15 protein-coding genes, 1 pseudogene and 1 riboswitch are annotated in these 22,061 nt (G+C 72.9%); of the genes and pseudogenes, 4 read left to right on the top strand and 12 right to left on the bottom strand.

The window, feature by feature from the left end; translation table 11 throughout:
• Window positions 1-41 precede the first annotated feature (41 nt).
• Window positions 42-172, top strand: a riboswitch (cyclic di-AMP (ydaO/yuaA leader).
• A 3-nt stretch (window positions 173-175) separates the two neighbouring features.
• Complete coding sequence (locus EV371_RS09715) at window positions 176-1,204, top strand: VldE C-terminal domain-containing protein (protein WP_130461763.1); 1,029 nt, start codon at window positions 176-178, stop codon at window positions 1,202-1,204.
• Between the two features lie 22 nt (window positions 1,205-1,226).
• Here the strand turns inward: EV371_RS09715 and EV371_RS09710 are convergent, their stop codons facing one another.
• The 7 genes from EV371_RS09710 to EV371_RS09685 all read right to left on the bottom strand — a co-directional run bounded on the left by EV371_RS09710 (window position 1,227) and on the right by EV371_RS09685 (window position 11,171).
• Complete coding sequence (locus EV371_RS09710; RefSeq protein WP_130461762.1) at window positions 1,227-3,602, bottom strand: glycosyl hydrolase family 65 domain-containing protein; 2,376 nt, start codon at window positions 3,600-3,602, stop codon at window positions 1,227-1,229.
• A 16-nt stretch (window positions 3,603-3,618) separates the two neighbouring features.
• Window positions 3,619-4,434 carry an HAD-IA family hydrolase gene (locus EV371_RS09705; RefSeq protein ID WP_130461761.1) on the bottom strand — a complete coding sequence of 272 codons (816 nt, stop codon included), beginning with the start codon at window positions 4,432-4,434 and terminating at the stop codon, window positions 3,619-3,621.
• Between the two features lie 170 nt (window positions 4,435-4,604).
• The gene (locus EV371_RS09700; RefSeq protein ID WP_130461760.1) at window positions 4,605-6,134 is read right to left on the bottom strand and encodes a multicopper oxidase domain-containing protein; all 1,530 of its coding nucleotides are present in this window, start codon (window positions 6,132-6,134) and stop codon (window positions 4,605-4,607) included.
• A 147-nt stretch (window positions 6,135-6,281) separates the two neighbouring features.
• Window positions 6,282-6,485, bottom strand: a complete 204-nt coding sequence (locus EV371_RS33340) for a hypothetical protein (protein WP_165436645.1) — start codon at window positions 6,483-6,485, stop codon at window positions 6,282-6,284.
• A gap of 14 nt (window positions 6,486-6,499) precedes the next feature.
• Window positions 6,500-7,594 carry a hypothetical protein gene (locus EV371_RS09695; RefSeq protein ID WP_130461759.1) on the bottom strand — a complete coding sequence of 365 codons (1,095 nt, stop codon included), beginning with the start codon at window positions 7,592-7,594 and terminating at the stop codon, window positions 6,500-6,502.
• A gap of 66 nt (window positions 7,595-7,660) precedes the next feature.
• Window positions 7,661-8,968: an ABC transporter ATP-binding protein gene (locus EV371_RS09690; RefSeq protein WP_130461758.1), complete on the bottom strand. Its 1,308-nt coding sequence runs from the start codon at window positions 8,966-8,968 to the stop codon at window positions 7,661-7,663.
• A gap of 106 nt (window positions 8,969-9,074) precedes the next feature.
• Window positions 9,075-11,171 (bottom strand): hypothetical protein, encoded by a 2,097-nt coding sequence (locus EV371_RS09685; protein ID WP_165436644.1) that lies wholly within the window; start codon window positions 11,169-11,171, stop codon window positions 9,075-9,077.
• 129 nt (window positions 11,172-11,300) lie between these two features.
• Between EV371_RS09685 and EV371_RS09680 the strand changes: the two genes are divergently transcribed.
• Window positions 11,301-12,953, top strand: coding sequence for a glycosyltransferase (locus EV371_RS09680; protein WP_165436643.1), 1,653 nt, complete (start codon window positions 11,301-11,303; stop codon window positions 12,951-12,953).
• A gap of 52 nt (window positions 12,954-13,005) precedes the next feature.
• Here the strand turns inward: EV371_RS09680 and EV371_RS09675 are convergent, their stop codons facing one another.
• From EV371_RS09675 to EV371_RS09655, 5 genes and pseudogenes are all read right to left on the bottom strand, one after another.
• Window positions 13,006-15,315: a bifunctional glycosyltransferase family 2 protein/CDP-glycerol:glycerophosphate glycerophosphotransferase gene (locus EV371_RS09675; RefSeq protein WP_130461755.1), complete on the bottom strand. Its 2,310-nt coding sequence runs from the start codon at window positions 15,313-15,315 to the stop codon at window positions 13,006-13,008.
• 188 nt (window positions 15,316-15,503) lie between these two features.
• A pseudogene (locus tag EV371_RS09670) lies at window positions 15,504-17,606 on the bottom strand (DUF5941 domain-containing protein); the annotation flags it as partial.
• The gene (locus EV371_RS09665) at window positions 17,606-18,340 is read right to left on the bottom strand and encodes an ABC transporter ATP-binding protein (RefSeq protein WP_486484926.1); all 735 of its coding nucleotides are present in this window, start codon (window positions 18,338-18,340) and stop codon (window positions 17,606-17,608) included. The gene EV371_RS09665 and the pseudogene EV371_RS09670, both read right to left, overlap by 1 nt.
• An 11-nt stretch (window positions 18,341-18,351) precedes the next feature.
• The gene (locus EV371_RS09660; protein WP_130461753.1) at window positions 18,352-19,179 is read right to left on the bottom strand and encodes an ABC transporter permease; all 828 of its coding nucleotides are present in this window, start codon (window positions 19,177-19,179) and stop codon (window positions 18,352-18,354) included.
• A gap of 214 nt (window positions 19,180-19,393) precedes the next feature.
• Window positions 19,394-20,764, bottom strand: a complete 1,371-nt coding sequence (locus EV371_RS09655) for an L-serine ammonia-lyase (RefSeq protein ID WP_130461752.1) — start codon at window positions 20,762-20,764, stop codon at window positions 19,394-19,396.
• A gap of 232 nt (window positions 20,765-20,996) precedes the next feature.
• Between EV371_RS09655 and EV371_RS09650 the strand changes: the two genes are divergently transcribed.
• Together EV371_RS09650 and EV371_RS09645 are read left to right on the top strand one after the other, a co-directional pair.
• On the top strand, window positions 20,997-21,410 hold the full coding sequence (locus EV371_RS09650; RefSeq protein WP_130461751.1) for a nitroreductase/quinone reductase family protein: 414 nt from the start codon (window positions 20,997-20,999) through the stop codon (window positions 21,408-21,410).
• Between the two features lie 322 nt (window positions 21,411-21,732).
• On the top strand, window positions 21,733-21,939 hold the full coding sequence (locus tag EV371_RS09645; RefSeq protein WP_130461750.1) for a PspC domain-containing protein: 207 nt from the start codon (window positions 21,733-21,735) through the stop codon (window positions 21,937-21,939).
• Window positions 21,940-22,061: the final 122 nt, after the last annotated feature.

Here is a 22,061-nt window from a genome sequence, read left to right as displayed (position 1 = left end):
GCTGACCCCGGTCTCGCCCGGTGGCGCACCCCTCCGCGCCGGCGTGACCGCCGCCGAATCACTCTCGGGTGAGCCGGGGACCCAGGTAGGTGGGGTGAGTCCGCAACCGCGGTAGGGACTTGTTCCGTCCCGAACCCGTCAGCTAACTCGGTAGGCGGGCGACGGAGGGACATGCATGACGGGATCCACACGTCGGCGGCTACCGCTGGCCCTGGCCCTGCTCGCCACGTTCGGCGCGCTCACCGGGGCGGCGCTCCGGCCCGGCGTGGCGGAGGCGGACAGCCCCGCCATCCTCGGCGACGAGGGCGACACGCCGCTCCTGCGCGACCTGCTCGAATCGACCGGCCGAGGCTACCTACAGGCAAAGAACGCGCTGGCCAACGCCCAGGCTCGGCAGGCGAGGATCGCCGCCGAACTCCGCCGGGTGCAGGCACGCATCGCGGAGCTGCGCCCCCGGGTGGAACAGGTGGCCCGGGCGGCGTACCGGACCGGCCGGATCGGCCCGGTGATGGTACTGCTGCACAGCGGCTCGGCCGACGAACTGCTGGAGCGCGCCCGTGGCCTGGAGGCGGTGGCCCTGCGGGACAACGACGCGCTGCGCGGACTGCACCAGGCCCGGGAGCGGGCCACCCGGGCGAAGCAGGCGCTGGACGCCGAGGTACTCGAGGAGCGCCGGCAGCTCACGATCATGCTGCGGCAGAAGCAGGCCGCCGAGCGGGCGCTGGCCCAGGTCGGTGGCGCCTCCACCGGAGGCTTCGTCAACGCCAGGTCACCGGTGGCCCGGCCGGCGCCACGCGCCGCCGACGGCTCCTGGCCACCACAGTCGTGCAGCCTGCCCGACCCGACCACCACGGGCTGCGTCACCCCGCGCACCCTGCACGCCTACACCGAGGCGCGCCGGGCCGGCTTCACCCGGTTCACCGGCTGCTACCGCTCCGGCGGCCCGTACGAGCACCCGAAGGGGCGGGCCTGCGACTTCTCCGCCGAGAAGGGCGGCTTCCGGGGTGCCGCCAAGGGTGCCGACCGGATGTACGGCAACAACCTCGCCGCGTTCTTCGTCCGCAACGCCGACCGGCTCGGTGTGCTGTACGTGATCTGGTACCGGCAGATCTGGTTGCCGACGACCGGCTGGAAGTCGTACGGCGGGGCGCACGGCGACCCGTCCAGCGACCACACCAACCACGTACACCTGTCACTGATCTAGGTCCGCCGCCCCCCGGGGCGGGTCAGCTCGGCTCGCTCTCCGGGGTGCGGCGGGCCGGGGCGCGGCCGGCGGGCTGGGCCGGCTGCGGGCCGGTCGGGCGGGCCGGCGGGATGGGCCGGGTCGCCGACTCCTCGCAGCTGATCCGGACCTTCTCTCCGTGGTGCAGCAACTCCAGGGCGTCGTCCTGCTCGCCGTCGCGCAGCGAGTACGTCGCCTCGTCCCGCCGTACGTCGACCCGCAGGTGCACGCCCCGGTAGCGGAGCGAGAACTCCAGCCGGTCGATCCGGCTCGGCAGCCGGGGGGCGAAGGAGAGCGTCTGGGTGTGGTCGCGCATCCCGCCGAAGCCGGCCACCAGGGCGATCCAGGCCCCGCCCAGCGAGGCGACGTGCACGCCGTCCCGGGTGTTCTGGTTCAGGTCGTGCAGGTCCATCAGGGCCGCCTCGCCCAGATAGTCGTGCGCGAGTTCGAGGTGCCCGGTCTCGGCGGCCAGTACCGCCTGGGTGCACGCCGACAGCGACGAGTCGCGGACGGTACGCCGCTCGTAGTAGGTGAAGTTGGCCGCCTTCTCCTCGTCGGTGAACGCGTCGCCGCGCCAGTGCATCGCCAGCACCAGGTCGGCCTGCTTGATCACCTGTTTCCGGTAGAGGTCGAAGTAGGGGTAGTTGAGCAGCAGCGGGTACTGCTCCGGCGGCGTGCCGGCGAAGTCCCACTCCTGGAAGCGGGTGTAGCCCTCCACCTGCGGGTGCACGCCCAGGTCCCGGTCGTACGGGACGTGCATGTCGTGCGCCGCGTCCCGCCAGGCGGCCGTCTCCTCGTCGTCGACGCCGAGCTTCCACGCCTCCTCGGGATGCCGGGCGGCGGCGTCGGCGGCGGCCAGCAGATTCCGCTGGGCCATCAGGTTGGTGTAGACGTTGTCGTTCTTCACCGCCGTGTACTCGTCCGGCCCGGTCACCCCGTCGAGGTGGAACCGGCCGTGCCGGTCGTGGTGCCCCAGCGAGCGCCAGAGTCGCGCGGTCTCCACCAGCAGTTCGAGCCCGACCTCGCGTTCGAACTGCTCGTCGTCGGTCGCCTGCACGTATCGACGCACCGCGTCGGCGATGCCGGCGGCGATGTGGAATCCGGCGGTGCCGGCCGGCCAGTACGCCGAGGTCTCCTGGCCCCGGATGGTCCGCCACGGGAACGCGGCGCCGCGCAGTCCCAGCGTCCGGGCCCGCTCCTGGGCCAGGTGCAGGGTGGAGTGCCGCCAGCGCAGCGCGGAGTCGACGGCCGACGGCAGGGTGTAGGTCAGTACCGGGAGCACGAACATCTCGCTGTCCCAGAACGCGTGCCCGTCGTACCCCGGCCCGGTCAGCCCCTTCGCCGAGATCGGCCGCAGTTCGGCGCGGGCGCCGGCCTGGAGCACGTGGAAGAGTCCGAACCGGACCGCCTGCTGCACCTCCGGGTCACCCTCGAGCTGCACGTCGGAGTCGTTCCAGAAGGTGTCGAGATAGCCGCGCTGCTCGGCGCAGAGCCCGTCCCAGCCGGAGAACTTGGCGCCGGCCAGCGCCGCCGCCACCTGGTCGCGCAGCGCCGGGCGGGAGCGGCGGCTCGACCAGCCGTACGCGACGAACTTGACCAGGCGGAGCTGCTCACCCGGCTTGATCACCGAGGTGACGGTGGTCCGGGCCCAGTCCTCGTACGCCTCGGTGCCGACCAGCTTGCGTTCCGGCCCGTACACCTCGTGGCTCATCGAGACGGCCACCCGCAGTCCGCTCGCCTTGGTGCGGTGGATCATCAGCGCACCGTCGGTGTGCACCAGGTGCTCCTCGGACTGCAACGGCGACTCCAGCACCGCCGCCACCCGGGGATCCCGGCTCTGCGCCGGAAGCTGCTCGTTGGCGACCAGTTCCGACTGGATGATCAGCCGCATCGGGCCGTCCACCGGCTCCACCCGGTACTCGATCGCCGCTACCGAACGCTGGGTGAACGAGACCAGCCGGGTCGAGCAGATCCGCACGGTACGCCCGGCCGGAGAGCGCCACTCGACCGACCGTTGCAGGGTGCCGGCACGCAGGTCGAGCACCCGCTCGTGGTTGAGCAGTTCGCCGTAGCGGACGTCGAACGGCTCGTCGTCGACGAGCAGCCGGATCGGCTTGCCGTTGGTGACGTTGACGATCGTCTGGCCGGACTCGGGGAAGCCGTAGCCCGCCTCCGCGTACGGCAGCGGCCGCAGCTCGTAGAAGGAGTTCAGGTACGTCCCCGGCAGGCCGTGCGGCTCGCCCTCGTCCAGGTTGCCGCGCAGTCCGATGTGCCCGTTCGAGAGCGCGAACACCGACTCGGACTGGGCCAGTACGTCCAGGTCGAGCCGGGTCTCCCGGACCCGCCAGGGCTCGACGGGATAGGCCCGTTCCCGGATCATCGGCGCCTCCTCGCAGTCACCGGACCACCTCCGGCCCGGCCCCCGCCGTTCCGGCACCGCCCCGACCGGCTGCCGCCGGGTGGCCGCCATCCGCCTCGGGGAGTAGTTCGGACAGGTCGCGCACCACGATGTCGGCGCCGTGCTCGCGTAGCGCGTCGGCCTGGCCCACCCGGTCGACCCCGACCACGAAACCGAAGTTGCCGGCCCGGCCCGCGGCGACCCCGGCCAGCGCGTCCTCGAAGACCGCGGCCCGGTCGGGGCGGACCCCGAGCAGCGCGGCGCCGGCCAGGAAGGTGTCCGGCCAGGGCTTGCCGCGCAGCCCTTCCCGTCGGGCGACGACGCCGTCCACCCGGGCCTCGACCAGCGGTTCGAACCCGGCCGCCGCGACCACGTCCCGGGCGTTGGCGCTGGCCGAGACGACGGCCCGGCGCAGCCCGGCGGCCCGCGCGGCATGCAGGTAGGCCACCGATCCCTGGTACGGCAGCACCCCGTCGTCGTGGATCCGCTGGAGCAGGATGACGTTCTTGCGGTTGCCCACCCCGTTGACGGTGTCGACGGTCGGCGGGTCGTCCGGCTGGCCCTCCGGCAGGGTGATCTGCCGGGAGGCGAGGAACGTCCGCACCCCGTCGGCCCGGGGGCGGCCGTCGACGTACCGGTTGTAGTCGTCGCCCGGGTCGTACGGCCGGAACGGCTCGCCGGTGGCCTCGGCCCAGCGGCGGAGGAAGTCGTCGAAGGTCTCCGCCCAGGCGGCGTTGTGCACCCGGGCGGTCTGGGTCAGTACGCCGTCGAGGTCGAAGAGGCAGGCGGTCACGTGCGCGGGTAGGCCCAACACGCCTAACAACCTAACCGGGAAGGCCTCGTGCGGCACGTTTTCGGGTTCGGCCACGCCGACGCACGCGGGGCGGGCTCCCGCCCGGCCGATGCACGCGGGGCGGGCTCCCCCGGCCGACGCACCGGGGCGGGCTCCGCCGACGACCGTGCCGCCGGGCGGAGCCCGCTGGTTCAGCCGTGGGCGTGGCCGTGCCCACTCGGCGGTCGTCCCGGTCGCTGGCCGGGCTCGACCACCACGAACTGCCCCATCATCCCCTGGTCCTCGTGTGCCAGCAGGTGGCAGTGGTACATGTACGGCATGTTCGGGTCGGCGTGGTCGGCGAACCTGGCAATGATGCGCACCGAGTCCCCGGCGGCGAGCAGCACGGTGTCCTTCCAGCCGCGAAGCTCCGGCGGCGGCTCCCGACCGTCCACCGAGAGCACCTGGAACTGCACGTCGTGTACATGGAAGCTGTGCGGGATGCCGTCCAACTTCTTGATTTCCCAGATCTCGGTGGTGTCCCGGGTGACCGCGAAGTCGATCCGGTCCATGTCCATCGACCGACCGTTGATCTGGAAACCGGCCAACTGGAACCGGCGGGTCTCGACGGCCGACGCCGGGTCGAGCCGTTCGACCGGTACCAGCCGGTCCGGCGTCTCCGGTGCCGGCGTGAGGCTGCCGGCGGCCCGCAGTTCGAGTACGTCGAAGGTGTCGTCGCCGCCGGTGAAGCGGTCGACGGGGAAGCCGACGCCCTGGTCCGGCGGGTAGCTGCGCAGCACCAACCGCTCCGCCGGCCGCACCGACACCACGACCTCGGCCCGCTCGCCGGGGGAGAGCCGGATCCGGCCGGTCCGGTGCGGGCGTTCCAGCAGGCCGCCGTCGGTGCCGATCAGGTCGAACGCGCGGTTGTCGGCGAAGCCGAAGTCGTACGTCCGGGCGTTGGAGCCGTTGAGCAGCCGCAGCCGGACCCGTTCGGTGGTGACGTCCAGGTACGGCCCGACGGTCCCGTTGACCAGGAGTGTGTCTCCGAGGATGCCGACGCCGCCGAACGAACCGCTGTCGTCGAATCGCCCGTCGGACGTGAACTGCCGGTCCTGCACGATCACCGGGATGTCGTCGACGCCGTACCGGCGGGGCAGCGCCAGCGCGGCCGACGGCTCGTCGTCCAGGATGAACATCCCGGACAGTCCCCGGTAGACGTGCTCGGCGGTCTCGCCGTGCGGGTGCGGGTGATACCAGAGCGTGGCGGCGGGCTGGTCGACCTTCCACCGCGGCGACCAGGTGGCGCCGGGCCGGACCATCTGGTGCGGGCCGCCGTCCATCGCCGCCGGCAGGTGCATGCCGTGCCAGTGCACACTGGTCGGCCGGCCGATCCCGTTGACGACGTTGACCATCACCTGCTCGCCGCGCTTGGCCCGCAGGGTGGGGCCGAGGTAGTCGCCGTTGAAGCCCCAGGTCGGGGTCGGGCCGCCCTGGCCGAAGTCACGCTGGCCGGGCTGGGCCCGCAGGTCGAAGACCCGGCGTCCCTGGTCGTCGATCCGCGACTGCGCCAGCGGCGGTACGGCGAGCCGGTTGACGAAATCCACCTCGCCACGGGTGTCGACAGCGCTGCGGGTCCAGACCCAGGTGCCGACCGCCGTGCCGATCCCGCAGAGCAGTAGTACGACCGAGAAGACTCCGAGCAGCACCCGCAGCCACAGCCGCGATCCCCCGCCGGCCATGCCGACACCTCCCCATAACTCAGATGACTACATGTAGCCTGCCTTCATATCGGGGCGGTCGTCCATTCCGGGCGGCGGAAGTCAGGGACGGTTCAGGGAGACCCGGACAGAGCCTCGGGGAAGCACGTCCCCGGGGGCGCCGGGCGGTCAGCGCGGCTTGAGCGTCCAGTACAGGGCCATCTCGGTGGTCGGCACGCCGTCCTCGGTGCCGATCACCACCGGGATGGGGATCGCGGGGCGGGCGCCGGTCTCGAACTCGGCGCCCGCTTCCGCGGCCGGGCGGGCCCGGCCGGGCGGTCGCCCGGACCGGGCCCATCGCCAGCCGCCGGTTGCGGATCTCCGCCCGGGCAAGGCCCGGGGCGGCTTCAGAAGAGGCTGCCCAGGCTACGCAGAATCTCCGCGTAGAAGTTGCCGTCGATGGTGCGGAAGAACGCGAACGGCTGTGCCGGGTCACCGAAGAACGGCCGCAGCGTCCAGGCCAACTGGGTACCGACGAACCCGAAGAGCAGGATCCAGATGTAGAGCAGGGTCATGCTGGCCGGGCGGGGACCGTCGGACGGGAACTGCGCCACTCCCGGGCGGCCGATCGGGTACGGGTCCGCCGCGCGGTGGCCGTACGGCATCACGTGGTGCGCCGGCGCCGGCTGAGCCGGGACCAGGCCGGGAGCGGGAACCGCCGCGTCGGCCGGCGCCGGTGCGGTGGCCGCAGGCGCGGCGGGGGTGGCCGGTGCGGGCTGGGCGGGGGCGGCCGGCCCGTCCCCGTTGGCGGTGGTAGCCGGCGTCTCGCCGGGCAGCGCACCGACCGCGACCGGCACCGGCTCGGCACCGGGCCGGGCACCGCCCTGGGTGGTGGCGGCCGGCTGCACCGCCGGCTGCCCGGCGCCCGCCGCGACGGTCGCGGCGCCGGCCGACCGGGCTGCGGCGGTCGCGGTGCCGGCCGACCGGGCGGCGCTGGCGGTGAGCAGGCCGTGTGCGTTGAGCACCTGCATGCCGCCGGTCAGGAAACGCAGCCCGACCAGGGCCGACAGGGTCAGGATCGCCACGTTGAGCAGCTTGAAGAAGGCGTAGTCCGGTGCGGTGATCAGGAAGAAGAGGCTGATCGGCGCGAACGCCACGGCCAGCATCGAGGTGACCGTGATCGCCACCATCACCATCGAGATGGCCTGCCGCACCGAGAGCCGGGCCCCGAAGACCAGATTGAACAGGTACAGCGTCGGCAGGCAGATGGCCAGGGTGACCAGGAACAGCAGCGGCAGCTTCACCGCCGAGGTCAGGGCCATCAACACGCTGTGGAAAGCACCGAGCACGGCGCCGTAACAGGCCAGCGCGATCGCCGAGCTGGCCAGCATCTGGCCGGTGAGCGCATTGAGGTCGCGCTCGGCGACGATCTGCTGCCAGACGCCCTGCCGGTCACGGAGGATCCGCTCGATCACGAGCAGGCCGGGTCGTTCCTGTGACACGAGCGGCTCTCCTAACGGGGACAACCATGGATGGGAAATCGACAGACATTAAGGGATGCGGGTCGGTCAGCGCCACCCCACGTCGATCCGGTCGCCGCGCTCGTCGAAGAAGTGCACCGCGTCCATCCGTACCGAGACGGCCATCGGGTGGCCCGAGGTGACCGCCGGGTACGGCGCCAGCCGTACCGCCAGCTCGGCCGGGCGGCGGTGGTGCCGGCCCGGATCGAGCACGCTGCCCCGGCCGCCGCGCTCCTCCTGGGCCGGCTGCGCGGAGCCGACGCTGCGCCCGGTCAGCCGCTGCATCACCTGGCCGAGCCGGCGCAGCCCCCGGCCCCCGCCGGCCGGGCGCTCGTCGGTCACCGGGCCGCCCAGGTCGTCGACGACGATCGCGGTCGCCCCGATGTCGAGGAACGCCAGCGACTCGTGCCCGTGGTGCTCCAGGTACCGGATGCGCCCCTGCAACACGTCGCCCGGCGTGTCCGGAGCCACCGGGGTCAGCGCCTCGGCCCGCATCCCGACCACGATCCGCTCGCCGTGGTAGTGCGCCACCGCCCGGGCCCGGATGTCGTCCCAGGGCAGGTAGAGCGCCTGCTCCCCGAGGTTGAGCGCGACGTACCGGTCGAGGTGCACGTAGACGGTCGCCTCCAGCAGGTTCATCCGGGGGCTGCCCAGGAACGCGGCGACGTAGAGGGTGGCCGGCCGGCCGTACACCTGGGTCGGGGTCCCGACGTCCTGCAGGACGCCCTTGCGCATGATCGCCACTCGGTCGGCCATGGTCAGCGCCTCGGCCTGGTCGTGGGTGACGTAGACGGTGCTCACCCCGAGTTCGCGGACCAGTCCGGAGATCTCCGCCCGCAGCTCCGCCCGCAGGCCGCTGTCGAGGTTGGAGAGCGGCTCGTCCATCAGGAACAGCCCGGGGCGGCGGACGATGGCCCGACCCATCGCCACCCGCTGCCGCTGCCCACCGGAGAGTTGACTGGGCTTGCGGCCGAGTACGTCGGCGATGCCGAGCGCACTCGCCACGTCGGCCACCCGCTCGGCACGCGGCCCTTCCTCGACACCGGAGAGCCGGAGCGGGAAGGCAATGTTGGCCCCCACCGACATGTGCGGATACAGCGCGAAATCCTGGAAGACCATGGCAATTCCGCGGTCCCGCGGCGGCAGGTCGTTCGCCAGTTCACCGTCGAGCAACACGGCGCCGGTGGTCGGGTCCTCCAAGCCGGCGACCATCCGCAGTACTGTCGATTTTCCGCAGCCCGAAGGCCCGAGCAACACCATGAACTCGCCGTCGTTGACGTCGAGACTCACGTTGTCTACCGCCACGGTCCCATCCGGGAATACCTTCGTGACGTCTTTGAGCGCGACGGTGGTCACCGTCACCTCCCCGCAGCGTTATGGCCGGCCCCGGGAATGACTGTGACGAGGATCATCACGGAAGCCCATCGGGTAAACGTGCCATGTTCACGTTGTGACATGACGGTTACCAGACTCGATTCAACCCCCGCTGATGAAACTTCCACCGGCGGGTCGACGGCGCCGGATCGGTGCCGGAGCTGCCGAATTCGGCGTGCCGGGGCAGTCCGGTCCACTGCGCGCCGCTGTCCCGGAGGAAGTACTCCAGTCCGGGATCCCAGGTGTGCCCGGCCGGCCGGCGGCGGTAGACGTAGCCGAGCGGATGTGTCCGGTAGACCAGCCCACCCGCCCGGCGGACCCGATCGAGCAGGCCCCGGTCGACCGAACTCGGCACGGGGCGCCAACCGCCGACCTCGGCCAGGTCGCCCCGGCCGATCAGGATCGTGCCGCCGGCGACGGCCGGGGCGAAGCTCTCCGCGGCCCCGGCGTCCCGCCGTACGGTGGTGTCCAGCGCGCCGATGTAGACGAACTCGGCCGCCTTGCCGACCAGCGTCGCCCCGGAGTGGTGCCGGGCGAGGACGAGGTCCCAGACGTGTTCCGGCCCGTACGTGTCGTCGTCGTCGACCTTCGTCACCAGGGTGCCCCGGGCCCGGGCGGTCGCCGCGACCATCGCCTCGCCGAAGCTCTGCCCGGCCGGCACCTCGACGACCTCGACCGGCCGCCCGCAGTCGACCAGCCGCTGGCGCAGCTCGACCGGCAGGCCGACGCCGTGCAGGCAGAGCACGATCTCCAGCTCGGGATAGCTCTGTGCCGCCACCGCCGCGACCGCGTCGAGGACGTGCTCCAACCGGCGGGTCACCAGCAGCACCGAGACCGACGGCAGCCCGCCGAGGCCGGGAAAGGTGGCCGCCGCCAGCCTGGGCAGCGCGAAGCCCCGGGCGTGCCGGCGCAGTACCGCCCGGCGCTGGCGTACCGCCCGGGCCTCCCACTCCAGCTCGCCCCGCGGGTCGGGCCGGCCGGCCGGATGGTCCGGCAGCGGGGCGCGGAGCAGTTCGACCACCTCGTCGGCGAGCTGCGCCCGACAGGACACCGGCAGGCCGGGGGCCCGCAGCAGTACGCCGGTCAGCGCGAGGTGCAGCAGCAGGGCGGCCTCGGCCCGGGGCCGCAGCCCGGGGATCGGGCCGCAGTCGAGCAGCCCGATCCCGGCCAGCGCCGACCAGTCCCGCTCGGTCAGCCACGGCCGGTCGAGTCGACCCCGACAGTCCAGCCCGGCCGGTCCCCGGATCCGCCAACTTGCGCCGTCCGGCCCGGGTGCGAAGGTGAGTTCGGCCCGGGGCGCGTCCGGCCCGAACGGCCCGTACCGGCCGACCGGGACCGCGTGTTCGGCGTCGAGCAGTACCGGCCCGGTCCGGCCACCGTTCCCGGTCGCCGGCACGCCGAGCCGGTCGCCGTCCCCGATCGCCGGCACGCCGAGCCGGTCGACGGTCAGCCGCGCCCGGTACGCCGTCCGGGCCATGTCCCCGGCCACCGCCGGCTCGCCGCCGTCCGGCCGGAGCACCAGGTCGTACGGCCGGACGGCCGGGTTGCCGGGCAGCTCCCCCGCGACGACCGCGAGCCCCGGCCCGGCGCCGAGCCAGCCGGGGAGGACGTCCTGGGCGGTCACCTCCGGGCTGCCCGGGGTCGGCAGTGGACGGATCGGGGTGAGCAGCGGTAGCACGGCCGCCAGCACCGAGCGGAGCGGTACGGACCAGCGCAGCTCGATCTCGACCGCCGCCCGGCCCCGGTCGTGCCGGGGCAGCGCGATCCGCTGGGCGAGCAGGTGCGGCACCGGGCCGAGCCGGCCGGACCAGCCGCGCTGCGGGATCTCCCAGTCCTGCACGACGACGGCGACCCGGCGTACCCGGACCAGCCCGGCCGGATGGTCGAGCAGGTGTCGCAGCCAGGTCACCGACCGGGCGGTGACGGCCATCCGGCCGACGAACATCCGCTGCCAGGCGGGTCCGGCGCGGTTCTCGGCGGACCGGTCGGCCGCCGCCCGGTCCGGCGTGGCCTGGTCGGGGAGTCGGGTCGACGCCGACGGTCCGGGTATCTCGGTGAGCCGGGAGCCGAGCGTGCCCAGCGGCCACCGCCGCCGGCCGCGGGGTTCGCCGACGGCGATCCGCCAGCGGAGGTACTTCTCCGGGTCGTCCCTGCCTGGCACGCCGATCCCTTCGTCGGCCGACACCAACACCACGCTACGTGTCGCTATCACGAAGGCACTCACGGTAGTCGGCGCGGAGCCGATTTGGACCGACCCCCGCCACGCGGCGCGCGATTGTCAGCTCTGAGCAATCATATGATTACACTGTGCCGCGTGCCCATCCGCCCCCGGGCCGCGACGGCCCATCCGCCAATCCGGTTGTTCCGGAACGACTGGAGTCGGCTCACCCCACCCGAGCTGGGCGACTGGCAGCCGACCCGGTCCGTTTCGCTGATCGTCCCGGCCCACGACTGCCAACCCGCCCTCGACCTCACCCTGGCCGCGTTGTCCGCGCAGACGTACCCGTCCGGGCTGCTGGAGGTGGTGGTGGTCGACGACGGCAGCGACCCGCCGCTGGTCCTGCCCCGGATCCGCCCCGACAACTGCCGGCTGCTCCGGGTCGCCGACCACGCGGCCGGCTGGGGCCGGTCGGCCGCGCTGCACGTCGGCGCGGAGCACAGCGAGGGCGAGATCCTGCACTGGCTCGACGCCGACATGGTGGTCTTCCCGGAGCACGTGGCGGCGCAGGCTCGCTGGCAGCACGTCAGCGACGAGGCGGTCACCCTCGGCTACAAGCGCTTCGTCGACGCCGACTGGCCCACCCCGGAACAGGTCGCCGAGAGCTGCGCGGCCGGCACCGCCGATCGGCTCTTCCGGCTCGACGACTCCGAGCCGCACGACTACGTCGAACGCCTCATCGACGACACCGACCAGCTCCGGCGCGGTGACCACCTGAACTTCCGGGCACACGTCGGCGCCACCGCCGCCCTGGCCCGCGCCCTCTACACCGAGACCGGCGGCCTCAACCCCGAGCTGCGGCTCGGCGAGGACACCGAGTTCGGTTACCGGCTGGCCCAGGCGGGCGCGGTGTTCGTCCCCGAACCCCGGGCCCGGAGCTGGCACCTCGGGCCGTCGCACATGATGACCCGTGGCGAGGCACTGCGGCGGTACAACCGGCCGTTCCTGGCCGACCTGATGCCGCAGCCCCGCTACCTGCGCCCCGCCGCACACCGGAGCTGGGCCGTACCGCTGGTGGTGGCGGTGGTCCGGGCCGACGGGCCGTACGAGATGGTCCGCACCTGCGTCGACCGGCTGCTCGCCGGAGACCAGACCGACCTGCGGGTGGTGCTGGTGGCGCAGTGGACGGAACTGACCGACGACCGCCGATCGGTACTGGTCGACCCGCTGCTGGACCTGCGGCTGCTCGCCGCGACATACCGCTCCGAACCCCGGGTGGAACTGGCCGGGCAGCCGCCGACGACCGCGTACCCCGCGCCGTACCTGCTGGAACTCGGACCGCACCTGGGGGTCGACGCCGACACCGTACGCCGGCTGGTGGCGGTCGCCGACCAGTGGCAGGTCGGCCTGGTCCGGCTGCTGCCGATCGGGGCGACGGCACCGGACGACGGGCTCTCGCTCTGGCGCACCTCGGCGCTCAGCCGTGCCTTCCGGGTGCGCCGACCGGACGAGGCCCTCGACGAGGTGGTCGCCGAGGTGGCCGGGCGGCGCTGGGTCAGCGGCGACGACTTCGGGGTGATCGACCTGCGGCTGCTGCCGGAGAACAAGTGGGTCTCCCCCCGGCCCCGGCTGGTGGTCCGGCCGGACAAGCGGGCCCGGCGGGCCGCCCTGGCCGGGGTGGAGACGATCCCGGTCGGCGGGATCCGCTCGCTCGCCTCGGCCACCCGATTCGTCGCCGGCCGGTACGCCGGCCTCGCCGCCGAGAGGGTCCGGCAGCGGGTACGCCGCCGGTCCGCCCCGGTCGACTGACCGGATCTCGGTCGTGCCCCGTTCGACCGACCGGATCCCGGTGGTACCCCGCTCAGTCGGGCTCGTCGAGGAAGACCCGCCGGACCACCCGCTCGGCTGCCCGGCCGTCGTCCAGGGCACAGAAGCGGTCCCGGAAGCGCTTTCGGGCGAGCGCGGCCGGCGGGGCGTCCACCGCGTCGGTCCGGAACGCCGCCAGCAGTTCGGGGAACTCCGTCACCGCCGCCCCCGGCGCCTCGGCGAGCACGTCCAGGTAGACCCCGCGCTCGCGCCGGTACTCGGCCCAGTCGGGTGCGTAGACCACGATCGGCCGGTCCAGCGTGGCGTAGTCGAACATCGCGGACGAGTAGTCGGTGACCAGCACGTCGGCGGCGAGGTAGAGATCCTCCACCGAGGGATGCTCCGTCACGTCCCGCACCCGGTCCCGACCGTCCGGCGACGCCGGGGCGGGCCGGGCGCCCGGGTCGAGATAGTGGCCCCGGACCAGCAGCCGGCCCGCCGGACCGAGCGCCTCCAGCAGCGCACCGGGATCGAACGGCGGCGAGTACCCGGGCCGGTGCTCCCGATGCGTCGGCGCGTACAGCAGCACCCGCTCGCCGGGTTCGATGCCGAGCCCACGCCGGACCGCCTCGACCTCGGCGGGCCCGGCGTTCACCAGCCGGTCGTTACGCGGATAGCCGACCTCCAGGGTCCGGTACTCCGCCGGATAGGCCCGCTCCCACATCTGCGTGGAGAAGGTGTTGGCGCTGACGCTGTAGTCCCAGCGGTCGATCCGGCGCAGCAGCCCGGGAAAGTCCAGCCCGGCCGCGCCGTACGGATAGCGCTGCTGGTCCAGCCCCATCACCTTGACCGGGGTGCCGTGGTGGGTCTGCACGTGCACCGAGCCGGGCCGCTTGACCACGTAGTCCGGGAAGTTCACGTTGTTGACCAGCCACCTCGCCCGGGCAAGCGCCCGGAAGTAGGCCCGGCTGCCGGCCACCACGTACGGCACCCCGGGCGGCAGGCCGGCGACCCGGTCCCGGCGTACCACCCAGACGCCCCGGATCCACGGCGCCAGCTCGCGGGCCTTCCGGTGGATCGCCGCCGGATTGCAGGCGTAACCGCGATACCAGTACGCGGCGTAGAGCGCCAGCGCCGGATCGAGCCGCCGCCCCAACTGCGCGTGGTAGTACGCCCGGAGCAGCGCCTTGCGGGCCAGCCTGGCCGCCTTCGACGGTGCCGCCGGCAGCCGGACGGGCTCCGACAGTGCCGCCGGCAGCCGGACGGGCCCGGACGGTGCCGCCGGCAGCCGGTCCGCACCCACCGGCTGCCGCGCCCGGGACGCCGGGCGCCACGACGGCAGTACCGGCAGAACCCGCCGGACGAGGCGCCCTGCCCCGCCCCGCCGCGAGTGGTGCAGCGCACGCAGCACCGCGTATGTCCGCCAGTGTCCGCCGGCCACCAGCCGGTGCTTCAGCCCGTCGATCCCGCCCGGCATCCGGTAGCCGCCCGGCGGCAGCCAGCGCCGGTAGTCCGCCACCACCTGGTCGAAGAAGTTCCGGCGCAGCCGCGGGGAGAGCCGTCGCCCGTTGCCGAGCACGATCAGGTAGTGCCAGACCATCCGCTCGAAGATCAGCGGCCGGAGGTCGTCGTACGCCGGCCCCCAGCGCGCCATCAGCTCGAAGACCCGATGCCAGTGCGGAAAGACCTCGAAATGCCGGTCGTCCCGGGTCCGGGTGATGGCTCCGGAGCGCCGCTGGCGGTAGTTGACGCAGACCTGGTCCAGCACGCTGATCCGGTCCGCGGCGAGGAGCACCGGATAGCCGAAGGAGACGTCCTCGTACCAGCCGGGGCCGAAGCGCAGGTCGACCTCGACCAGGAAGCGGCGGCGTACCACCTTGTTCCAGGCGGTGTGCAGCACGCCGAGCACCTCCGGCCGGTCCCGCACGGCGAACACCTCGTCGCCGGAGTCCGGCACCGTCCGGTCCAGGCCGCTGCCGAGCGTCCGGTGGTCCCAGTACGCCCGCACGTGGTCGACGACCAGCACCTCGGGTTCGACCCGGCGCAGCCGTTCGGCCACCGCCGGCAGGCAGCCGTCGGCCAGCCAGTCGTCGCTGTCCAGGAACCAGACGTACTCGCCGGTGGCCCGGTCCAGGCCGATGTTGCGGGCCTCGCCCAGCCCGACGTTCCGGTCCAGGCTCACCACCCGGACCCGGTCGTCCCGGGCCGCGTACTCGGCGATGATCTCGCCGCAGCTGTCCGGCGAGCAGTCGTCGACCACCACCGCCTCGACGTCGCGCACCGGCTGGCCCAGGATCGAGTCGAGGCACTCCCGCAGATAGCCCTGCACCCGGTAGACCGGTACGACGAAACTGATCAGCGCCATCGGCGCCGTACTCCCGCTGGCAGCGTCATGCGTCCCTTCCCGCCGCGCGCCGCCCGCACAGGTGCCCGGTCACCTCGAAAGCGGCGTCATCCGTCCCACTCCCGCCGCTCCGGCGTCCCGGTCCGGTCCGGCCGTCCCGGGGCCGCGGCGTTCCCCTCCCCCGCCCCGGCGGGCGCGAACCGGTCGGGGGCGGCGGGGTGGCCACCGGACCCGACGGCGGCGTCGGCCGGCTGTCGTGGCGCGGGAATGTCCCTGGGTACCCAGCCACGGAGCGCGTTCACCAGGAAAATCACCGACAGGTAGCCGGCGAGCGACACCAGCGCCACCCGACCGACGACCGGACCGACGAGTACGGCGACGGCGAGCAGGATCAGCCGGCCGTCCCAGCCCAGCCCGAGCGCGTGCATCAGCGGTGCACGCTCCCGCTTCTCCAGCCGGGCGGTGAGGTCGTAGTGCCGCAGCGCCAGGACGAAGAGCAGCGCGAAGATCACCATTCCGTCCGCGTCGACCAGCAGCCCGGCCCCGATCACCAGCAGGTACTCGGCGGCCCGCAGCGCGGCCGGCACCAGCCAGTCCAGCGCGCCGCCGTGCGGTGCCGCCGCCGGTAGCCCGGCGACCAGCCCGACCAGTACCGCGAGCGGCACCAGCCAGCGCGCCGGCCCGGTGCCGACACCGGCCAGGCCGGCACCGAGCAGGGCCAGACCGGCCGCCACCCCGACCAGGGCGAGCGGCAGTGGCCCGGGCAGCCCGGCAGCCCGGCCGAGCGCGGCAAGCCAGCGGACCGCCGGCCCGTCGTCGCGGTGCAGCGTGGTGTCGACCCCGGTCAGCACCGACACCCGCATCGACCGGGCCCGCAGGGTACGCAGCGCCAGCGTGTACGCGGCCGCCAGAGCGCCCCAGACCAGTACGGCGACCAGGCTGACCAGCGGACTGAAGATCGCCACGGTCAGCGCGATCAGTGCCCACCGCTCGCCGATCGGGAAGACCACGGTGCGCTTCGCCCAGTACGTCAACGAGCCGGTGTCGGCCTGCACCCGGTTCGACGCCTGGCTGAGCCGGTCGCCGAGCCCGCCGGAGCCGGCCGGCTGCCCGGCCGGGCGGGGGCGCCTGGCCGCCTCGTCGTGCAGCGCGCCGTACCAGGTGTCGGTCATGTGCCGGACCGTCTGCAGGGTGATCGCCGCGATCGCCAGCGCCCAGCCGGGCCCGCCGGCCCGCTCGACCCCGATGCCGAGACCGGCGTAGACCAGGTATTCCTTGGCCCGGTCGGCGATGGTGTCCAGCCAGCCGCCCCACGGGCTGAAGTGCCGGGTGTACCGGGCCAGCTGCCCGTCCACGCAGTCGAGTACGAAGCCGAGGTAGAGCAGGATCGCGCCGCCGACCAGGGCAGGCCGGCCGCCGACGGCGAAGAGCACCGCCGCCGCCAGCGCGAAGGCGACCGAGATCGCGGTGACCCCGGTCGGGGTGAGCCGGAGCCGGGCACAGAGCTTGGTCACCCACGGCGACCAGGTGCTGACGAAGTAGGTGGTGAAGAAGTCGTCCTTCTCCTTGACCGAGAGCCGCAGTTCGGCCCGGTCCGGGTCGACCGCCGCCACCGCCGCCTCGGCCTCGGCCAGCGCCGTCGGGTCGGCCACCCGGCGGGCGACGAGCAGGCGTACCCGGTGGGCGAAGATCGTGATGCCGGTACCGGCCGCCGGGTTCCCGGTGTCGGCCGGTTCGGAGCGGGCCAGCGCGGCGAGCAGCCGGTCCAGCAGCGGGACCGGGTCGACGCCGCCGGTGACGGCCGCGGCCGTGTCGGCGGGCGCCCCGGCGAGGGCCGCGGCCGTGTCGGCGGGCGCCCCGGCGACGGCCCGGGCCGCGGCGACCAGGGCGGGCAGGTCGGAGACGCCGACGCGTACCGCTCCGCCGGAGGCGCCGGTCGGGGCGGCGGTCAGCGACCCAGCGGCGCCGACCTCCCCCCGGGGCCCGGCGGCGACGACCTGGTTGCGGTCCTCGACCACGCCGACCGGGCCGGCGCCCGGCTCGGGCAGCACCAGGGCAACGGTGCCGGGCATCGGACTGGTGGCCAGGTGCCGGAGTACGGCGGTGTGCGCGACCAGGTCACCGGAGCAGAGGAGCACCGGCTCCCGGGCGGTGCCGGCCAGCACGGCGACCTGGCCCGGGTCGTCGGTGATGACGACGTCCCGGGCACCGGCCGCGCGCAACTGCTCGCGGAGTCGGGCGGCCAGCGGCATGCCGTCGGGGCGGGTCAGCGGCCCGCCCGGCCGGGTGGGGGTGAGCAGGATCGCCAGCATCAGGGCCTGACCACGTCGTGGTATGCGTCAAGAGCCTCGCCTATGGTGCCGTCCACCCGCAATCGTCCTCCGTCGAAGTAGAGTCCCCGGCTGCAGAACCGGGTGAGATCGTTCTCGTTGTGCGAGACCAGCATTACGGTACGGCCCTCGGCGATGAGCCGGTCGATGGTGTCGTAGCACTTTTTCCGGAAGTCGGCGTCGCCGACCGCCGTAACCTCGTCCATCAGCAGCACCGGGTGCTGGAGCTGGGCGATCACCGAGAAGCCGAGCCGCACCTTCATCCCGGACGAGTAGTGCCGGACCGGGGTGTCGATGGCCTTCGCGATCTGTTCCCCGGCGAACTCGATGATCTCGTCGAAGTGCCGGCGCAGGAAACTCGGGCTGAGCCCGTGCAGCGAGCCGACCAGGTGGACGTTCTCCCGCCCGGTCAGGTCGCTGGAGAAGCCGGCGGAGAGTTCCAGCAGCGGCGCCACCGCGCCGCCGACCCGGATCCGTCCCTCGTCCGGGATCAGCACCCCGGCGATCAGCCGGAGCAGGGTGCTCTTGCCGGTGCCGTTGCGGCCGATGATCCCGACGGTGTCGCCGGGAGCGACCGAGAACGAGACGTTGCGCAGCGGCCAGAAGACCCCGGCGGCGGGCTGCCGGCCGCCCCGGTGGATGAAGATCTCCCGCAGCCGCAGGTTGCGCCGCCGGTTCCGGACGAACCGGATGCCCAGGTTCTCCGCCTGCACCATCGCCCCGGGCATCACAGCTCCTTCAGGACCGCGGGTTCGAGTCGGCGGAACACCCACCAGCCGGCGAGCAGCACGAGCAGGCTGCCGCCGACCGCCACCCCGAGCAGCCGGGCGTCGGGGAACTCGTCCGGGTACCAGATCGCGTGGTGGAGCTGGAAGATCCCGACCAGCGGGTTCAGCTCGTACCCGATCTTGACCCAGTCCGGCAGTGAGGAGTCCCGGACCAGGGCCAGCGGGTAGATGATCGGGCTGGCATAGAAGAGTACCCGGGTGACCAGCCGCATCAGCCGCTCGATGTCCCGCATCAGCACGTTGAGCGAGGAGAGCAGCAGCGCGACCCCGATCAGCAGGGTCGCCTGGATCAGCACCGCCAGCGGCAGCGCCAGCAGCGACACCCCGAACTCGATCCTGTCGAGCGAGGCGTAGGCGATCGCGACCGCGACCAGGATCGGCAGCCCGGCGAGGTACTCGGCGAACCGGCCGGCGACCCGGCCGATCGGGAAGACCTCGCGGGGCAGGTTCATCGTGGTGATCAACCGGGCCTGCCCGGTGAGCGCGGCGGTCGCCTCGCCGATCGCCGCGCTGGTCCACATCCAGGCGAAGATGCCGGTGATCAGGAAGAGCGGGTACGAGTCGGCGGCGTCACCGAGGTGCCGGTCGGTGGCGGACCGGTAGAGCACCCCGAAGACGAAGAAGTAGATGACGCCCATGCCGAGCGGCTCGATCAGCGACCAGAGGTAGCCCAGCACCGACTGCTGGTATTTCACGGCCAGGTCGCGGCGGACGAGCAGCCGCAGCGTGTTGCGGTGCGACCAGACCGCCACCACGCCAGACGCCACAGCCGCCTCCCGCGCTCGTCATGGTCCGACCGCTCGCGGCCGGATCCCGGCCCACGGCGGCATCCCGGACCGCGGCGGCACCGAGGCCCGAAAGCCCGACATAGGGTAGCAGTCGGAAAAATCGCCCAAATGAGGGTTGACCGGGCTGCGCCCCCCCTCCCCGGTAACGTGCCAACGCTACCCGACCGGCTTCCCCGACCGGGTCAGCCAGGGCTCAGCACTCGATGACGTTGACCGCGAGGCCACCCCGGGCGGTCTCCTTGTACTTGACCTTCATGTCGGCGCCGGTCTCCCGCATCGTCTTGATCACCTTGTCCAGCGAGACCGCGTGGTCCCCGTCGCCGCGCAGCGCCAACCGGGCCGCCGTGATCGCCTTGATGCTGGCCACCGCGTTCCGCTCGATGCACGGAATCTGCACCAGACCACCGACCGGATCGCAGGTCAGCCCGAGATTGTGTTCCATGCCGATCTCGGCGGCGTTCTCGACCTGGGCCGGCGTACCGCCCAGCGCCTCGGCCAGCCCGGCGGCCGCCATCGAGCAGGCGGACCCGACCTCGCCCTGGCAGCCGACCTCGGCACCGGAGATCGAGGCGTTCTCCTTGAACAGCACCCCGATCGCGGCGGCGGCGAGCAGGAAGCGCAGTACGCCCTCGTCGGACGCCCCGGGCACGAACCGGGTGTAGTAGTGCAGAACCGCCGGGATGATCCCGGCCGCGCCGTTCGTCGGGGCGGTCACCACGCGGCCACCGGCCGCGTTCTCCTCGTTGACCGCGAGCGCGAAGAGCGTCACCCAGTCCATCACCCGCAGCGGGTCGGTCGAACCGGGGTCGGCCTCCAGGCTCCGCCGCAGCTCGGCGGCGCGGCGCCGGACCCGCAGCCCGCCCGGCAGCGTCCCGGCCCGCCGGCTGCCCCGGTCGACGCACTCCCGCATCACCCGCCAGATCTCCAGCAGGCCGGAGCGGATCTCCGACTCGCTCCGCCACGACCGCTCGTTGGCGAGCATGATCCCGCTGATCGGCAACCCGGTCTCGGCGGTCAGGGCCAGCAGGTCGACTCCGGTGCCGAAGGGATAGCGGACCCGGGTGCTGTCCGGCTTGATCCGGTCCGCGCCGCTCGCCGTCTCGTCCACCACGAACCCGCCGCCCACCGAGTAGTAGGTCCGGGCCCGCACCGGTTCACCCGCCGGGTCGTACGCGGTGAAGGTCATCCCGTTCGGATGGAACGGCAACGAACGGCGGCGATGCAGCACCAGGTCCCGGTCCGCGTCGAAGTCCACCTCGTGCGCACCGAGCACCCCCAACCGGCCACTGGCCCGGATCCCGGCCACAGTCTCGGCGACCCGGTCCGGGTCCACCGTCTCCGGCGCCTCCCCGAGCAGCCCGAGCAGGACGGCCGGCCCGCTGCCGTGCCCGTGCCCGGTGGCGCCGAGCGAGCCGAAAAGCTCGGCGCGGACCCTGGCCGTCCCGGCGAGCAGCCCGTCGGCCTTGAGACCGGTCGCGAAGGTCCTGGCGGCCCGCATCGGACCGACGGTGTGCGAACTGGACGGCCCGATCCCGACCGTGAACAGGTCGAAGGCGCTGATCATCGAAACCCCTCCCGGGTCGGCCCCGTTGCCGACCCTGGCCCCGGGCAGTCGCCGGGACTCTCCCCAGCATCGCCCCTGAGCTGCCGGTCCGCGAGCCTACCCGGCTCCGCCCCGGCCCGTCGCCGACGGCATCGGCCGGAGCCCGGCGGCCATGTGCATCGGAGTCCCACCCCCGGCCGGGACTGCCAGAATCGTGTTCACGGATCTGGTACGCGCCGGGCGAGGAGAAGGCATGAGTGACTGGAACGACAAGATCATCGCTGAGTTTCGCGCCAACGGTGGGCAGGTGGGCGGTCAGTTCGCTGGCGCGCCGCTGCTGCTGTTGCACACGGTCGGCGCCAGGAGCGGCCAGCCTCGGGTAAACCCGATGATGTACCAGAAGGTGGACGATGGCTACGCCGTGTTCGCCTCCAAGGGAGGTGCGCCCACCAATCCGGACTGGTACCACAATCTGCTCGCGCATCCGCAGGCCCAAGCGGAGATCGGTACGGAAAAGGTCGAGTTGGTCGCCAGAGTCGCCGCCGGGGACGAGCGGGAACGGATCTGGAGCGCACAGAAGGCCGCGTATCCCGGCTTTGCCGACTACGAGCGGAAGACCACCCGCCAGATCCCGGTCGTCGTACTGGAACCTGCCCCGCGAGCATGATGACCACGAGGATGTGGCCGTGCGTTCCGGCCGGCCCTCCTACGAGGAATCCGCCAAGGCCGCACAGCGCCTGCAAGAGCCAACCGACCCGAGCGGCACGGGCCTGAGACGAATGCTTAGTTGCGAGCCGAGTTCGCTGAAGCCGAGCAAGCAGGGGTTGCCGAATCGCTGCTCGGACCTGTCGCAGGTGTCCGCCGGCCCCGCCCGGGTAAGTACCTACGGGTACGCGGTGTCTGGATCCGTCTGGAGACCGAGGGCGGCGCAGCCATCCGTTCCTACCGTGGAATCAGCCGCCCGTCTGAACGAAGCAGAGGAGACGTCGATGAGCCGCAAGCTCACCCGCCCCCGGGACAACCGCATGATCGCCGGTGTCTGCGCCGGCCTGGCTCGCCGCTTCGGCATGTCCGCCGGAATGATGCGGCTGCTCTTCGTCCTCTCGCTGCTGCTTCCCGGCACGCAGGTGGTCATCTACCTGGCGCTCTGGATCATCATGCCGAACGAGGACCGTTACTACGCCGGAACGCACTGACAGTGGGACGGTCGACTTCCGAGCCGGATACCTGACGATCTCCCCGCCCTGAAGGACGGGGATTCCCTCCGTGCTGCGCGCGGAACGCGCGGCGCCCGGGTGGATTTCTACTTCGTTGCGCG

It is taken from the genome of Plantactinospora sp. CNZ321, assembly GCF_004217235.1.
The sequence above is the reverse complement of the archived record's forward strand: the minus strand, read 5'-3'. Positions and strand labels throughout refer to the sequence as shown.

Coding starts and splice junctions, on each gene's coding strand:
- EV371_RS09715 (WP_130461763.1), top strand. CDS start 176: ATGACGGGATCCACACGTCGGCGGCTACCGCTGGCCCTGGCCCTGCTC.
- EV371_RS09710 (WP_130461762.1), bottom strand. CDS start 3,602: ATGATCCGGGAACGGGCCTATCCCGTCGAGCCCTGGCGGGTCCGGGAG.
- EV371_RS09700 (WP_130461760.1), bottom strand. CDS start 6,134: ATGGCCGGCGGGGGATCGCGGCTGTGGCTGCGGGTGCTGCTCGGAGTC.
- EV371_RS09675 (WP_130461755.1), bottom strand. CDS start 15,315: ATGGCGCTGATCAGTTTCGTCGTACCGGTCTACCGGGTGCAGGGCTAT.
- EV371_RS09665 (WP_486484926.1), bottom strand. CDS start 18,340: ATGGTGCAGGCGGAGAACCTGGGCATCCGGTTCGTCCGGAACCGGCGG.
- EV371_RS09655 (WP_130461752.1), bottom strand. CDS start 20,764: ATGATCAGCGCCTTCGACCTGTTCACGGTCGGGATCGGGCCGTCCAGT.
- EV371_RS09650 (WP_130461751.1), top strand. CDS start 20,997: ATGAGTGACTGGAACGACAAGATCATCGCTGAGTTTCGCGCCAACGGT.
- EV371_RS09645 (WP_130461750.1), top strand. CDS start 21,733: ATGAGCCGCAAGCTCACCCGCCCCCGGGACAACCGCATGATCGCCGGT.